10 protein-coding genes are annotated in these 15,813 nt (G+C 39.5%); 4 read left to right on the top strand and 6 right to left on the bottom strand.

All coding sequences use genetic code 11. The annotated features are described in order from the left end of the window. Window positions 1-218: 218 nt before the first annotated feature. Window positions 219-383, top strand: coding sequence for a hypothetical protein (locus tag ACFIJJ_RS03685; protein WP_375645948.1), 165 nt, complete (start codon window positions 219-221; stop codon window positions 381-383). A gap of 19 nt (window positions 384-402) precedes the next feature. Here ACFIJJ_RS03685 and ACFIJJ_RS03680 read toward each other — a convergent pair whose 3' ends face one another. From ACFIJJ_RS03680 to ACFIJJ_RS03660, 5 genes are all read right to left on the bottom strand, one after another. Then, complete coding sequence (locus ACFIJJ_RS03680; RefSeq protein ID WP_375622514.1) at window positions 403-1,068, bottom strand: YdcF family protein; 666 nt, start codon at window positions 1,066-1,068, stop codon at window positions 403-405. A gap of 4 nt (window positions 1,069-1,072) precedes the next feature. Then, window positions 1,073-2,026, bottom strand: a complete 954-nt coding sequence (locus ACFIJJ_RS03675; protein WP_375645947.1) for a cell division protein FtsX — start codon at window positions 2,024-2,026, stop codon at window positions 1,073-1,075. Then, window positions 2,019-2,678, bottom strand: coding sequence for a cell division ATP-binding protein FtsE (gene ftsE / locus ACFIJJ_RS03670; protein ID WP_273723097.1), 660 nt, complete (start codon window positions 2,676-2,678; stop codon window positions 2,019-2,021). Before ftsE ends, ACFIJJ_RS03675 begins: the two co-directional genes overlap by 8 nt. Before the next feature lie 534 nt (window positions 2,679-3,212). After that, complete coding sequence (acs, locus tag ACFIJJ_RS03665; RefSeq protein ID WP_375645945.1) at window positions 3,213-5,156, bottom strand: acetate--CoA ligase; 1,944 nt, start codon at window positions 5,154-5,156, stop codon at window positions 3,213-3,215. 1,792 nt (window positions 5,157-6,948) lie between these two features. Beyond that, window positions 6,949-7,638 (bottom strand): YggS family pyridoxal phosphate-dependent enzyme, encoded by a 690-nt coding sequence (locus tag ACFIJJ_RS03660; RefSeq protein WP_375645944.1) that lies wholly within the window; start codon window positions 7,636-7,638, stop codon window positions 6,949-6,951. A gap of 166 nt (window positions 7,639-7,804) precedes the next feature. On the opposite strand from ACFIJJ_RS03660, the gene leuS reads away from it, so the two are divergent. Further along, window positions 7,805-10,447 (top strand): leucine--tRNA ligase, encoded by a 2,643-nt coding sequence (gene leuS, locus ACFIJJ_RS03655; protein WP_375645965.1) that lies wholly within the window; start codon window positions 7,805-7,807, stop codon window positions 10,445-10,447. Next, a complete protein-coding gene (gene lptE, locus ACFIJJ_RS03650; protein WP_375645943.1) occupies window positions 10,434-11,042 on the top strand; it encodes an LPS assembly lipoprotein LptE in 609 nt (202 codons plus the stop codon). Before leuS ends, lptE begins: the two co-directional genes overlap by 14 nt. Here lptE and fsa read toward each other — a convergent pair. Beyond that, a complete protein-coding gene (fsa, locus tag ACFIJJ_RS03645) occupies window positions 11,039-11,692 on the bottom strand; it encodes a fructose-6-phosphate aldolase (RefSeq protein WP_375622527.1) in 654 nt (217 codons plus the stop codon). The genes lptE and fsa overlap by 4 nt on opposite strands. A gap of 885 nt (window positions 11,693-12,577) precedes the next feature. Between fsa and ACFIJJ_RS03640 the strand changes: the two genes are divergently transcribed. Continuing rightward, on the top strand, window positions 12,578-14,785 hold the full coding sequence (locus ACFIJJ_RS03640) for a primosomal protein N' (protein WP_375645942.1): 2,208 nt from the start codon (window positions 12,578-12,580) through the stop codon (window positions 14,783-14,785). The last annotated feature ends 1,028 nt before the right edge of the window (window positions 14,786-15,813 follow it).

The following is a 15,813-nucleotide window of genomic DNA, read 5'->3' as shown; positions in this document are numbered from 1 at the left end:
CGTAATGCATGCCTCTTACCAATCATCCCAAGAGGTTTAAGAGCTATCGTAATACTTGGGGGGTGGCAAAATATAGGGTGAGGCGGTTTGCATTTTTTATGAAGGGTAAAGAGGGTGGTATCAATAAATTTTTATGACAAGTCTGGAGATCTTATGGCTGTCTGGGCACTCTATTTACAAGAGCTTATATATTGGGATGGCATGTACAGATCCGCGCTGTGAGATATGTTTGGGATGTAAGAGATGTTTTGGGTGAACGTGCAAATACAGTGACACGTGCATTGGGATGTTCTGCGTTGTATGAGGGTAAGCTCTGTCGAGATTTTATAGAGGCAACTCGTGTGGAAGGGTATGAAGCGGTTCGTGGGTGGCAAGGTTTTTAAAAAGTCAGAAGGATAAAGATTAGAATGCGGTTCTGATATAGACTTGGAGCGTTTTAATATATTGGAATATAAGAATGCGGATTTGATTGATCTGTTGTATTGCGCTTTCAGCATTGTTCTTTTTAACAGGATAGGCAATGAAATGGATATCAGGCATTAAATATTTAAGTTCTCGCATCGAGCGCCACACATGGTAATCATGGGTGACGATATAAAGGGTTTTATAATGGTGTTTTTTGATCCAATCGGCGCTTTCTTTAGCATTTCCTCTGGTGTTAGTCGCTTGATGCCCGATGTCAATACAACAGGAGATAAGCCGTGGGGTAATATGCATGTTATGCATAAAGCCCTTCAGATTGGTTGTGGTGTTTACACCACTGATGAGGAGACGTGAACCAAGCCCCTTTTGTAAGAGATAAAGTCCTGCCTCTATTCGGTTTTCTCCGCCTGTAAGCACAATGATTGCATCGGCTTTGGGAAGAGGGGTTGGGGGATAGAGACGTTCGGTTTTTTCAGAAAAAACAATGAAACCACCCCAGAAAATGAAAACAGTGATTGCAAGAGTAAGGGTTGTCGGTGGAAAATAACGAAATAAGAAGTGCATAGACCAACGATAGTGTGCCCGTTTTGGAAGAGGGCGTTCTAAATTGTTTTGCGTCAATGAGTTGAAAGTGTTGTGAGTCATAAAATTAAAATAAACCGTTTTCACATTGATCGATTTTTTTCAGTTGCGCTAAAATAGTCATGCGGTTGGTAAGGGTGGTGAGAAAAGAAACGAAAATAATAAGGAGAATGATTTTTCCATAAGGGATAGAACTGATGGAAAGATGTCCAAACAAAGCTGTTACTTGGCTAGCTTCCACTCTTCCCAAGTTATAATTCGTCCAGAAGCAAAAGGCTGAAAACAGAAATATGCTTGTAAGACCACCATATAAAGCACCACGCAGCGCAGTTTTAAAAAAATGCCAGTCAAATTGGCGCGCAATGAAAAGAGTTTCAGTACCAAGGAAATATAAGACATTGATAATATGTGCATTTTCTGCCAATGCATTGCGGGTGGCAAAAATGATGGTAAGAATAAGAGAGCCTAGAACCAATGCTAAAATTGAAAAACCAATGAAAACAGTGGTGTGTGCCATGGTTGCAAAACGATGAACCCAAACACGATGATCATCAAATTGACCTCCTGGAATTTGGGTTTTAATGGCGTGATTAATAGCTGCAAAATTGATTTCTGTATCCTCTTTTAGAGTGACAATGATAAGGCGGGGAAGAGGTAGTTCATTGATATTAAAACCTGTTCCAAGCCATGGTTCCAGTAACTTTTCTGTGGCTTTTTGGTCAACAATTTTTGCATCTTGTACACCAGAAAATGTTTTAACCAATTGTACGGCATCACGGAGTGCTTTGTTGATATCAACATTGTCAATGGGGCGTATTTGTATTGTTGCTTCATAGCTAATTTGACTGCTCCAATTTTTGGCCGTACGGTGGACTAAATCAACACCGATTAAGGTGAGACTTGAGAGAAATGTCATAATAGCAATCACGGCAACGAGTGCTTTTCCAGAAATATTACCACTGGGAATAATCGCTGTTGTGTTTTTTTTATTGCTTATAAAAATGGGGAAAGATTTATTCATGAATCGTCATCCGTCCGTTATGGAGAAGCATACGCCGTGCTGCAACTTGTTCCATTAAGGCTATATCATGGGTGGCAATGATAACAGCTGTTCCAAAACGATTTAATTCAATAAACAAACGGAGGAGGCGTTTTGCCAAGGGCGGATCGACATTCCCTGTTGGTTCATCCGCAAGGAGGATTTCGGGTTGATCAATGAGTGCGCGTGCTATGGCTACCCTTTGTTTTTCTCCACCGGAAAGAACCGGTGGTAAAACATGAATATGATCTCCAAGACCTACCCAACAGAGAAGATCTTCCACTTCACTGCGATAGGTTGCTTCTTCTTGTCCTTTAATGCGTAAAGGTAAGGAGACATTTTCATAAGTGGTCATGTGGTCGAGTAAACGAAAATCTTGAAAAACCACACCGATACGTTGTCGCAGCGCAGGGAGCTCTTGTCGTTTGAGTAATGCTGTGTCTGTTCCAAAGAGATCAATATGACCGCGGGTGGGTTTGAGTGCCAAAAACATAAGACGCATCAGCGACGTTTTCCCTGCTCCAGAGGCACCTGTGAGAAATTGAAATGATCCAGGAGGAATATGAAAGCTAATATCACGAAGGACCTCAGGGCCCATTCCATAGCGTAGGCCGACATTTTCAAAATGAATCACTTTTTATTATTACTCCTGATTTTATATGGCATCATTTATTCTAAAAACTCTTACTTTCATTGCTTTAGATTTTTGTTGTAAGCTTGTTTATTTTAGATTTCATGGTTTTCAATATTTTTTATACACCCTCGTTATAGATAAATATTTTTGCTCAAGAATATTATCACTTATACTTTCTTTTTTTAGCTTTATTTATGATTTTAGCAGGAATTTCAAAGGGATTCTAGCATAAACATCAGAACTATTTTTCCTTCTTACTCAGAGGCTTTTTTTGCATTGAGTGGATATTGGGTGATTTTAAAAAGCTATGTTGCTCTTTTTATCTTACTTTCTTATTCTTGTTCGCATCCCAATCCTGAGGTTTTTGCTTAAATTATTTCTTACCTGTCATGAAGAAAAGCGTTTGTTGTTAGAATGATTGAGCTTTTCATGAATTGTTTTGTTTTTTATTCTCCTCGGTGGTTTTCGTAATAATGCTGAGATAATTTTAGCAGAAAAACAAAAACCACCGTATGTTGTATTGCGTCGTGTTTTTTAGTTTTGTCGGTTGGCAATCAGATCTTCAACAACTTGTGGTTCGGCAAGAGTTGAAATATCTCCAAGAGTATCAAAATCGTTTTCAGCGATTTTTCGTAAAATACGTCTCATAATTTTCCCTGATCGCGTTTTGGGAAGCTGTGGAGCAAACTGAATTTTATCCAATATGGCAATAGAGCCTATTTCTTGTCTCACATGCTTGATAAGGTCTTTTTTTAATTCTTCACTTGGCTCTGTTCCTTCCATAAGGGTGACAAAACTATAAATTCCTTGTCCTTTAATGGGATGCGGGTAACCCACAATAGCTGCTTCTGATACAGCGGGATGAGAAACAAGAGCTGATTCAATTTCAGCGGTTCCTAACCTGTGTCCCGAGACATTGAGAATGTCATCAACTCGTCCTGTGATCCAATAATAACCGTCACTATCGCGCCTACAGCTATCGCCTGAAAAATATTTTCCTTTATAGGAGGAAAAATAAGTTTGAATAAAGCGTTCATGATCCTTATAAAGTGTGCGCATTTGTCCGGGCCATGAATCACTGATACAAAGATTGCCTTCTGCTTCACCTTCTAAAACATTGCCTTGGGCATCAACAATTTGGGGTTGAACACCAAAAAAAGGACGTGTGGCCGATCCTGCTTTGAGGGGTGTTGCACCGGGCAAGGGCGTGATCATATGCCCTCCTGTTTCCGTTTGCCACCATGTATCGAGAATCGGACAACGGCCATTTCCAACTGTATGATAAAACCATTCCCATGCTTCTGGATTAATCGGTTCTCCTACCGTGCCTAAGAGACGCAACGATGTTCTGTTTGAGTGTTCAACAAACGCATTTCCTGCTCCCATTAAGGCGCGGATAGCTGTTGGTGCTGTATAGAGCGTATTGACTTGGTGTTTGTCGACAATTTCCCAAAATCTGCCTTTGTCAGGAAAGGTTGGTGTGCCTTCAAACATTAAAGTGGTCGCACCATTGCATAAAGGTCCATAAACCAAGTAAGAATGACCGGTAATCCACCCAATATCAGCTGTGCACCAGTAAACTTCATCGGGGTGGTAATCAAAAACATATTGGTGAGTCATCGAGGCAAAAACAAGATAGCCTGCTGTGGTATGCAAAACACCTTTAGGTTTGCCGGTGGAGCCTGAAGTATAAAGAATAAAAAGTGGATCTTCAGCATTCATTGGTTCTGGTGGACAAGCTGTTTTGGCATGAGCTATCTCTTCGTGGTACCAAAAATCACGCCCCTCTACCCATTGAATGGGTCCACAAGTTCGCTGTATAACCATGACTTGGTCCACATGCACGTTTTGGCGCGCGGCTATCTCAATGGCATGATCAACATTGTCTTTTAAGTTAATCCGTTTGCCGCCACGCAAGCCGTGATCAGCAGTAATCATAAAGGTTGATTCACAGTCAACAAGGCGTCCTGCTATTGCTTCAGGAGAAAAGCCTGCAAAAATAACCGAATGAATGGCTCCAATGCGAGCACAAGCAAGCATGGCATAGGCTGCTTCGGGAATCATGGGGAGATAAATGGTTACTTTATCGCCTTTCTTAATGCCGTGGCTTTTTAAAAGATTGGCAAAACGACAAACATGTTCATAAAGCTCGTTATAGGTTATTTTTTTATCATGGTAAGGATTATCTCCTTCCCAAATGAGTGCGATTTTGTCTCCATGGGTTTTCAGGTGGCGATCAATGCAATTATAGGTAACATTTGTTATCCCATCTTCGTACCATTGAATGGAGACATCTCCGTTAAAAGAAGTGTTTTTTACTTTTGTAAAAGGTTTAAACCATTCAATGCGTTGACCATGTTTGGCCCAGAAGCTTTCTGGATCATCGATGCTTTCTCGATACCACTGTTGATAAGTTTCCTCATCGAGTAAAGTATTTTTTTTGATCTCTTCTGATACTGGATAGATTTTTTCAGTCATGCTTCCCTCTTTTAATTTATTGTTTGGAAAAATCTGCCTCTGTATTTTTGTATGGTTATATTTGTGGCAGAGTTTTCCCAAAAGCTTTTCATTGTGAGGTTAGACTAAATGACAAAGATTAGAATAGTCAATTTTTAAATCTGATACGTTTTTCTTAAAAAGGTATTTTATGCTTTTAGGATATTCAAATATGGCAAAGACTATTGCGGTATAGAGCTTTTTATAAACGCACAAAGGCACTAAAAAATATCATATAAAAAGGGAGATGAAGGTGCTTTATTGATTATCGCTTTAAATGTTTTTTATTTTGTATTCCCTTATTCAAATAAGAATAAGTTCATTAATAATTAATTAAACCAAAATATCAAAAATAATGAAAAGAATTACTGTATATAAAGTTTATTTTATAGTTACTTTCCAAATGTAACTACCATTTTTAAAAACCAATAGCATATATAGGGATAAAGACAATGAGAATACAAAACATTCTTACAATTTCATAACAAATATTCATTATAAAAAAATCCTGATTATAAGATGTGATCCACAATAGATATCTCTGAAAATTATTTTATGCACAGATGTAGGTATTTAATTTTGGTATATTCTTACAAATATAATTACAAAATTATTTATCTTCAGAGATATCTTTGTCGCCATATGACCGAATGTGCTGCATGAACCAAAAATATTAATTCTCCTTAATTATCTACATTAAAAGTAGTATCATAATGATACATTTCAAATGGCTATCATGTATTTTTAGAAAAAATGTCAAAGATAAACTTTAAAAATAACAATAAAAACACTGTATAAATGATATCTATACTATGTATACATGAAATATTCTTCTTAAGAAGATAATAATATTATTTGCAATATTTTAAAGTATAAGAAATATCCCCTGTTTTTCCTTAATTAAAGTTTAAAATCAGAAAAATTGCGCATATGAAAAGTTGAAGTTTTTCTCTTTGTTTACGAGATCGACAAAGGAATATCGTTATTGAAATCTGCTTTGTTGCTATTGTTTTGTGTGTATGTGTTATGCCTACATGCACGGGATTCGTTCTTTTATTTCTCAAGCGGATATTGACTGTATTTTACGCTTTGTAGAGCATAGAAAGGCTCTATACTATCGTTGACCTTATAGATTGCTATCATGTTGTTTAGCGCGGTTCTTGGTGCTCTATTGAGCATTTAAGATGTTTATTTTGCTCAAGTGACTTACATGAAAGAGTTTTGTTACTGTATTATGTAACCATAAGCCTCTTTTTGTCTGCTTTATGCCATTGGCATGTGGGGAAATTGTTTACGCGTGTTGGAGAAGTTAAGAGAATTCATGATTTTCAATGGAAATCATTGCGATAATCGTATTGAGTATTCTTTTGTAATTATTTATTTCGCGACAGTTTTTTCATTCATGCGCAACGCCCCTCTTATCATTTTGCCTTTATATAAGGATTTATTTTTTATATTGCTTTTGCTGGAGAGGCGGTCAGAGGGGAGTAAAGTAGAGCCAATGTGCGAGAATATGAGAGCCAAATTGCAATGCTATCTTGAAGCTATTGTATGTGTTGTGGATGTGCCGGTGAGAAATTTGAGAAGACTAGCTTTTTTGCTAATTTTGCTAACAGGATGAAAGAGGGGCTAGAATCTTTTTTGCTAGAATTGCTCTTTTATTGATATTGAAGGAAATATTTTTTCTCATTTCTGCTGTTTTGGGCTTGTTCGTAGAATCTTCAATGGGAATTTATATGAAGGGGGGAATGAATTTATATGAGGGGAAATTGCTTTACACAGGGCGTTTTCCAAATAAAGCAGAGCCAATGCGAAGGACGTTAGAGCCAAACTGTAGAGCGGTTTTGAAGTCATTGGACATGCCCATGGAAAGCTTTGGAAGACCTGCTTGTTTTGCTAATTTTGCTAAGAGCGCGAAATAGGGACCGGGGTTTTCGTCGACAGGGGGGATGCCCATAAGACCGATGATATCAAGTCCATAGTTGTTTTTGCATTGGTTGACAAAAGATGTAGCTTCTTGTGGTGCGATACCACTTTTTTGCGGTTCTAAGCCAATGTTAACCTGAACATAGCAAGGAAGATGCCTTTTTTGTTTTTCCATTTCTTCAGCTAAGCTTTTGGCTATTTTTTCACGATCAACCGTTTGAATGACATCAAAAATCTTTACAGCTTCAGCGGCTTTATTTGATTGTAGGGGACCGATGAGATGGAGTTTAATATTTTCAAATTGTTGACGTAACCCGAGCCATTTTTGTGCCGCTTCTTGTACGCGGTTTTCTGCAAAAAGACGTTGCCCTGCTTGTAAAATGGGGCGTATATCAACAGCAGAAACAGTTTTTGAAACAGCGATAAGTTCAATTTCTTCTACAGGGCGTTGTAACTCTTGACATGTTTCAGCAATGTCTTTTTGAAGGTTTTGCCATGCTTCAATGGAAGGGGTATCAAAGGGTGTTTGTGTATTCATGTTTTTGTGCTTTACCGTTTTTGTTCAAGAGTTGGTCGTTTTTTTAAAAGTTTTATAAAATACTTAGGGAAATATTTCACGAAAATGTTGACGATGAGGTTAATCCATGGTCAAGCATAATAAAACAAGTTTTTTGGTTCAGTTTTATTAAAAGAGTATAATGGGAATGACGATTGAGCATTATAAGATAGGCGAACGCTATAATCCACGGGCGAGAGAAAAAAAATGGCAAGAAATTTGGGATGAAAAGAAAATTTTTCAGACTGTCCAAGAAGATGCTCGTGAAAAATATTATGTTTTAGAAATGTTTCCTTATCCTTCTGGCCGTATTCACATGGGGCATGTGCGCAATTATGCCATGGGGGATGTGGTTGCACGCTATAAACGCGCCAAGGGGTTTAATGTGCTTCATCCCATGGGGTGGGACGCTTTTGGGATGCCGGCTGAAAATGCTGCTATGCAAAATAAAGTGCACCCTAAAACTTGGACTTATCAAAATATTGCAGTGATGCGGGGGCAATTAAAACAATTAGGGCTCTCGATAGATTGGACTCGGGAATTTGCGACTTGTGATGTGGAATATTACCACCGCCAGCAAATGCTGTTTCTTGATTTTTATCAAAAGGGGTTGGTTGCGCGTAAAGTGGCTAAGGTGAATTGGGACCCCGTTGATCATACTGTTTTGGCCAATGAACAGGTGGTTGATGGACGGGGATGGCGTTCTGGTGCGTTGGTTGAACAGCGGGAATTAACCCAGTGGTTTTTCAAAATTAGCGACTTTAGTGAAGAGCTCTTGACTGGGCTTGAAGAGCTTGAACAGTGGCCTGAAAAAGTTCGCACCATGCAAAAAAATTGGATTGGAAAATCACAAGGTTTGCTGATTCGTTGGGCTTTAAAGTCGACAGGTGATACTGATGATGTTTGTGAGAAATTTGATGAGGTTGTTTGTTATTCAACGCGCCCTGATACACTTTTTGGTGCCTCCTTTTTGGCTCTGTCTGTTGATCATCCTATTGCACAAGCTTTGGCAAAAAAAGACAAAGCGTTGAGTGCTTTTATCGAAAATTGTCGGTGTGGTGGAACGACAACAGCAGCACTTGAAACGGCTGAAAAACAAGGGTTTCTCACTCCTCTTTTAGCGGTGCATCCTTTTGATTCAACGATGCATATTCCCGTTTATATCGCTAATTTTGTGCTTATGGACTATGGAACAGGGGTTGTGTTTGGTTGTCCGGCCCATGATCAGAGAGATTTTGATTTTGCACGTAAATATGACCTTCCAATAAAACCAGTGGTTTTGCCTTTAGGAGTTGAGAAAGAAGATTTTGTCACACCTGAAACCCCTTATGTTGGTGATGGGGTGATGATTAATTCTAGATTTTTGGATGGTTTAACACCCCAACAAGCCTTTGAAGAGGCAGCGAAAAGGCTTGAAAAACAAATGCTCAATGGGCAACCGCAAGGGAAAAAAACAGTGCAATTTCGTTTGCGTGATTGGGGGATTTCGCGGCAACGTTATTGGGGGTGCCCCATTCCCATGATCCATTGTACAACTTGTGGGGTTGTCCCTGTTCCACGTGCTGATTTGCCGGTTGTATTACCTGAGGATATTACTTTTGATCAACCGGGCAACCCTCTTGCACGGCATGAAACATGGCAGAATGTTGCTTGCCCGATCTGTGGTCAACCTGCCAAACGTGAAACCGATACCATGGATACATTTGTTGACTCTTCTTGGTATTATGCACGCTTTACGGCTCCTTTTGCGCAGGAACCGGTTGACAAACAAGCAACAGCTGAATGGTTGCCGGTGCAACAATATATTGGTGGAATTGAGCATGCCATTTTGCATCTTCTTTATGCGCGCTTTTTTATGCGTGCCATGAAATTGCTAGGTTATGTGACGGTCGATGAGCCTTTTAAGGGGCTTTTTACCCAAGGGATGGTGGTGCATGAAACCTATCGGGATGAACAGGGTTGGGTTTCTCCAGCAGAAATTTCGATTGTTGAAAAAGATGGAAAGCGTCAAGCTTATAAATTAACCGATCAAAGTGAAGTGACGATTGGTTTGATTGAAAAAATGTCTAAATCAAAAAAGAATGTTGTTGATCCTGACGATATTATTGCATCTTATGGTGCTGATACTGTGCGCTGGTTTGTGTTGTCAGATTCTCCTCCTGAGAGGGATGTTATCTGGACAGAATCTGGTGTTGAAGGGGCTCATCGCTTTGTCCAGCGTGTTTGGCGCCATGTGGCTTTGAGTGCTTCTGTTTTAAAGGATATATCCCCTTGTGCAGGGCATCAGGGAGCGGCTTTGGAACTCTCAAAAGCAGCTCATCGTACGCTCCACGCTGTAGAAGATGATTTGGAAAAATTTGCTTTTAATCGGGCTATTGCACGGCTTTATGAATTCTTGAATATTATGGCACCGTTGTTAAACAGGATAGCAAGTGTTGACGATGAAATGAAAGCTTCTTTACGTCAAGCCATGGATTTTTTTCTTGCCATGATTGCACCAATGATGCCTCATTTAGCAGAAGAATGTCATGCTGTTTTAGGGGAAGAAACTTTAATGTCTACGCTTGCTTGGCCTGTTTATGATCCCGCATTAATTGTTGAAGAATGTTACACTTTGCCGGTGCAAATTAATGGTAAAAAACGTGGTGAAGTGACTGTTGCAGCAACAGCGAGTGAGACGATGATTAAAGAAGCGGTTTTGGCTTTAGACTTTGTAAAGGCGCAGCTGATTGAAAAGCCTATGAAAAAAATCATTGTTGTTCCAAAAAGGATTGTGAATGTCGTTCTTTAAAAGTTTTATTCTTTTCGTTTTAGCTGGTGTATTCACACTGTTGTGTGGATGCAAAGTTGAGCCGCTTTACCGTCAAGAATTGCAGAGTTCAATGGCGATGGATGCTGCTTCTTATGGGAATTCTTCTTCTACACACCCTTCTGGACAAGCTTCTTTGGGGCTTGCGCAAAAGCTTGCCTCTATTGTTGTGGAAGAACCTTCGGATCGTTTTGGTCAAATGGTGCGCAATCATTTACTGTTTCTTTTGTATGGGAATGGGGGTAAATCTTCTCTACCGGCTTATCGATTGGCATTGCAGACGTCCGTATTTACAAGAGAATCGATGCAGATAGAGGTTGATTATGATAAAAAGAGAGAGGGACGATCTTCTGTTGGAACTATTATGAGCAGAGCTTCTTATACTTTGCAGGATATGAAAAATACTCTTATTGTAAAAGGAACTGCAACACTGAACGCCTCTTTTGAACGCCTTCGTCAAGAATATGCAACGATGCAAGCAGAAGAAGATGCAAAAAAACGTGTTGCGGAAGAGTTGGCGGAACAGATTTTTTTGTTACTTTCAAAAGATCTTTCCAATACAACTTCTAGATATTAAACAATATTTTGTCCTGTTTTTTTCCAGTCGTCGAGAAATATTTGCAACCCCTTATCAGTGAGAGGATGTTTGACTAGGGCTTTTAAGACTGTTGGTGGAACTGTTGCAACGTCAGCACCGCTTAGTGCTGCTTCTTTGACATGATTAACGGTACGGATTGAAGCAGCTAAGATTTGTGTTTCAAAGTTATAGTTATCATAAATTGTGCGTATTTCATGAAGCAGTTCACTGCCATTATTTCCGCAATCATCAAGTCTTCCGATAAAAGGTGAAACGAATGTCGCACCTGCTTTGGCGGCAAGTAAGGCTTGATTGGCAGAAAAACAAAGGGTGAGATTTGTTTTTAATCCTTCTTTTGTGAGGGCTTTACAGGCTTTTAATCCATCAAGTGTTAAAGGAAGCTTGATGCAAATATTGTCGGCAACCTTTGCTAAAACAGCCGCTTCTTTCATCATGTCTTCAAATTGAGTTGCGGCAACTTCAGCAGAAACAGGTCCGCGAACAAGGGCGCAAATTTCTTTTGTAACATCAAGAATATTGCGTCCTGATTTTAGGATAAGAGAGGGATTGGTGGTAACACCATCAACAAGACTTAAATTCTGTAACTCTTGGATTTCTTCAATATTGGCGCTATCCACAAAAAACTTCATCTCTAACCTCTTCTTTTTAGCTTTTACCCTATTTTTTGTTATGCGCTATTGTTGACGGCAAAAGCAAGAGCAAGAATTAATATAAAGAACAAAAATGCCAGGGTATTAATTATGTATCTACTTTTTGTAAAGAAAGCTCTCTTATTGTTTTCACGTCCATTTCATGGTGTTGCTCGTAATAAGGCGTAGGATTCATTTCGCACTACCATCTTTGTATCTTAGCATCTTTGCTTGATGATATCTTTATGCTTATGGCAATAAGCCAGTATTATCATACACTGTGCTCATTTCCCATTGGTGATTGCTCTTGATATTTGAGAATTTTTATAAGACGTTTCCTTTTTTCACGAGGTTTACATTTAGTTTTTCTTGTTGCGTGTCAGTGAATGGATTTTTGTGTCGCAAAACACCGTTGATGAAAATATGCGTTTTATGCATGAAGTTTTTCTGTGCTCAAAGAATTTGTTTATAACGAAAAAAATTCTCGTATTGAAGGTTTTTGTTACAATATGTAAAATGATGATTATATCTTTATAAATCAGTTTGTTGAAGATAAATTGAGATATGAGGCAGTAAAAAAATAAAAGTGTGCATTGGGAAGAAGTCACACTATGGGATCGCTTTGTTGAAGGACGCACTTACGATATCATGTTGAATGCGTGATGAGCTTTATTTGCACAGAAGGATGGCGCTGTTTTTTTGCTATAGAAGAAGAGATTGGTTCTTTATATTGGCACTTTGGTGATGGAATGCGTGTTAAAAAGAATTTTTGTTAGAAAAGTGTTGTGATCGGGGGGATTGAATCCTGCAATGAATTTTATAAGAGTGTTTAAAGATAAGCTGTAGATCTGTTGGTGCTCAATAGGTCGTAGATTGGTTAAAAAGATGAATTCAAACATGATAGAGGAAAAGATTGTATCCGTATTGGTTCCTCTTCCTGTTGCTCACCCTTATAGTTATAAAGTTCCGTCTTCTATGGAAGTGAATATTGGTTCTTTTGTTCGAGTTCCGGTGATGGGGCGTGAACTTTGCGGTTTTGTTGTGGATGTTGGAGAAAAAATAGCGGATGGGAAAGGGGCTGCTCATGTGGCACGTGAAAAATTACGCTTTCTTCTTCATGTTTTTGATTGTCCCCCATTAAAGTCAGAAATGATCACATTTTTGCGTTTTGTTAGTCGCTATACAATGGCACCTTTTGGTCTTGTTGCACGATTGGTTTTGTCTGTACCGGCTGCTTTAGAGCCGGAAGCGCAGATGCTGGGTTTGCGATATTGTGGTGGCAATGTAGAACGTCTCACACCAGCACGATCACGGATTTTGGAATTGGTACGTGATGAGAAAATATGGACACGTTCTGGTCTGGCACATGCGGCTGGAACTTCGGTTTCTGTTGTTGAAGGTTTAAAAGCTCTAGGGGTTTTCGAAGATGTTATGGTTCCTGCTCCTGATCTTGTGGAAATGCCTGATCCTGATTTTTGTCCTCCTCAGTTGCAGGGAGCACAAAATGAAGCAGCAACAGTATTGCGGGAAGGTGTTTTATCTTCTCAGTTTCAAGTTTTTTTGCTTGATGGTGTGACTGGGTCTGGAAAGACAGAAGTTTATTTTGAAGCGGTTGCTCAAGCCTTCAAAGGGGACAAGCAGGTTTTAATTTTGTTGCCGGAAATTGCTTTAACTCAGCAGTTTTTAGATCGTTTTTATGCACGCTTTGGCGCTGCGGCAGCAGAATGGCATTCCGATTTAACACCGCGTCGTAGAGAACGCGTCTGGCGGCAAGTCGCAGAAGGGCGGGTGCGTGTCGTTGCGGGGGCTCGTTCGGCACTTTTTCTTCCCTTTCCTAAGCTTGGCTTGATTGTTGTCGATGAAGAACATGATAGCGCTTATAAACAAGAAGAGCGCATTTTTTATCATGCTCGTGATATGGCTGTTGCACGGGGCTCTTTTGAGCATTTTCCTGTTATTTTATCTTCAGCAACACCGTCGATTGAAAGCCAAGCCAATGTTTTAAAAGGGCGTTATCAAAAGGTGCATTTACCTTCCCGTTTTAAAGAAGTTGCACTTCCACAGTTGCGGGTGGTTGATATGCGCCAAGGAGGAGTGCAAAAGGGGCGCTTTATTTCCTTTTCTCTTGAAAGGGCTTTAAAACAAACGCTTGATAAGGGCGAACAAGCTCTTCTTTTTCTTAATCGTCGTGGTTATGCACCTTTGACTTTATGCCGAATTTGCGGACATCGTTTTCATTGTACCGATTGTTCAAGTTGGCTGGTAGAACATCGTGCGCAAGGGCAACTGAAATGTCATCATTGTGGATATCATGAACCACTTCCTCAAGCCTGTCCTGAATGCGGGACATTAGATCATCTTGTGGCTTGCGGACCGGGTGTGGAAAGAATTGCCGAAGAAACACAAATGCTTTTTCCTCAGGCGCGATCATTGATCCTTTCAACAGATCTCAAAGGAGGGATTGGACAGTTGCGCAGCGAATTGCAAGCCATTGCCAATGGCGATGTGGACATTATTATTGGAACACAGTTGGTCGCTAAAGGACATCATTTTCCCAAGCTCTCTCTGGTTGGCGTTATTGATGCTGATCTTGGTCTTGCCAATGGCGATTTACGCGCAAGTGAACGTACCTTCCAGCTGCTTTCTCAAGTTACCGGAAGAGCAGGGCGTGTGGGATTGAAGAGTTTAGGATTATTGCAAACCTATCAACCAGATCATCCGGTCATCAAAGCCTTACTTTCATGTCAACCAGAAGATTTTTACACACGTGAGATTGCGGCACGGCAGCATTATCATTTGCCTCCCTATGGGCGGCTTGCCTCTTTGATCGTATCTGCACAACAGCGTCAAGAAGCAGAATATTATGCGCGCGCATTGCGTCAAGCAGCGCCACGGGAAAAAAATATCTCGGTTATGGGACCAGCAGAAGCGCCTTTGGCTTTAGTTCGGGGGCGTTATCGTTTTCGGCTTTTGCTGCAAGGACAGCGCTCTTTTGATATACAAGGGTTTATACGTGCCATGCTTAGCGGGACACCCAAAATGCCCAGTTCCGTTCGGGTTCAAATTGATATTGATCCGCAAAGCTTTTTCTAAAACCCGTGCAATATTACAATGAAGGGGTGTGGGTTTAATGAAGGTCGTGGTTTTGATGTTGTTTGACGTTCAAACCTCATACAGCAGCATGTAATAGAAAATAAAATGTTTTTGTGCTGTATGAGTCGTTTTGATGTTATGCCAAATTAGAGTGAACATATTATATCTGTTTTGTTTATCTTTGATGAGAACATAGATTCATTTTGGAGCGTAAAGGTAAAAACAAGTGTTTACCGTTATCATCTTTTTTATTTGATTTTTTTGTTTTTAAAAGCGTTCATAGCAATATTTTTTAATTATGGAGCTGCCCTAGCTCTTCAAGCTTTTGTTACTCTTGTTCTTTAATGGGGCTGCGTTTTTCATGCAAAGCAGAGCAGCCAAAACAGAATATCATTGTATTGTTACATTATATATGCTTGTTTAAGTGAATATTTCTCAGCACGCTCGAATTCATTTTATGATGTTACCCGTGTGAATAATATCATTGAGTAATATAATGTACAAGGTTTTATGAATACAGAAGCCGTTAGGGAGTACCATCTTTATTTTATAAAGATACCGGTTGGCACCATTATATTATTTTCGCTCTGAGTGTTACGAAAGCTCTTGGTCCTTGAGAGCGTTTATAAGAGATGTTTTGTCTTTAATCATTTTATCCCTCTTCCTTACTTGTAATGGAGCAAAGGAATGATTTTGATCAAAGAACTTGAAATGAGAGAATGATGTTGGGAGGACTTCAGTATGAAGAAAGATATGTTATCATTATAAATCAATGTGTTGTATATTTAAGTTGTATATTTTAAAAGTGTTTTTAAAAGGAAATATATTTGGTGAAATGTTTTCAAAAGCGTGGGTATTTGAAGAAAAAAGATCAAATTTTTCTTAATATTAAGGGGGATATCCGTTATTTTTTCTTGCTTATGAGTTTGAAATAATACATTTTTTCAGTCGCAGTCGCAGTCGCAGTCGCAGTCGCAGTCGCAGTCGCAGTCGCAGTCGCAGTCGCAGTCGCAGTCGCAGTCGCAGTC

The organism is Bartonella sp. TT29SHDZB (genome assembly GCF_042193395.1).
Classification (GTDB): Bacteria; Pseudomonadota; Alphaproteobacteria; order Rhizobiales; family Rhizobiaceae; genus Bartonella.
The sequence above is the reverse complement of the archived record's forward strand: the minus strand, read 5'-3'. Positions and strand labels throughout refer to the sequence as shown.

What these genes read in the sequence shown, in the direction of transcription:
- ACFIJJ_RS03680 (WP_375622514.1), bottom strand. Translation starts at nt 1,068, where the DNA reads ATGACTCACAACACTTTCAACTCATTGACGCAAAACAATTTAGAACGC.
- ACFIJJ_RS03675 (WP_375645947.1), bottom strand. Translation starts at nt 2,026, where the DNA reads ATGAATAAATCTTTCCCCATTTTTATAAGCAATAAAAAAAACACAACA.
- acs (WP_375645945.1), bottom strand. Translation starts at nt 5,156, where the DNA reads ATGACTGAAAAAATCTATCCAGTATCAGAAGAGATCAAAAAAAATACT.
- ACFIJJ_RS03660 (WP_375645944.1), bottom strand. Translation starts at nt 7,638, where the DNA reads ATGAATACACAAACACCCTTTGATACCCCTTCCATTGAAGCATGGCAA.
- leuS (WP_375645965.1), top strand. Translation starts at nt 7,805, where the DNA reads ATGACGATTGAGCATTATAAGATAGGCGAACGCTATAATCCACGGGCG.
- lptE (WP_375645943.1), top strand. Translation starts at nt 10,434, where the DNA reads ATGTCGTTCTTTAAAAGTTTTATTCTTTTCGTTTTAGCTGGTGTATTC.
- fsa (WP_375622527.1), bottom strand. Translation starts at nt 11,692, where the DNA reads ATGAAGTTTTTTGTGGATAGCGCCAATATTGAAGAAATCCAAGAGTTA.
- ACFIJJ_RS03640 (WP_375645942.1), top strand. Translation starts at nt 12,578, where the DNA reads ATGAATTCAAACATGATAGAGGAAAAGATTGTATCCGTATTGGTTCCT.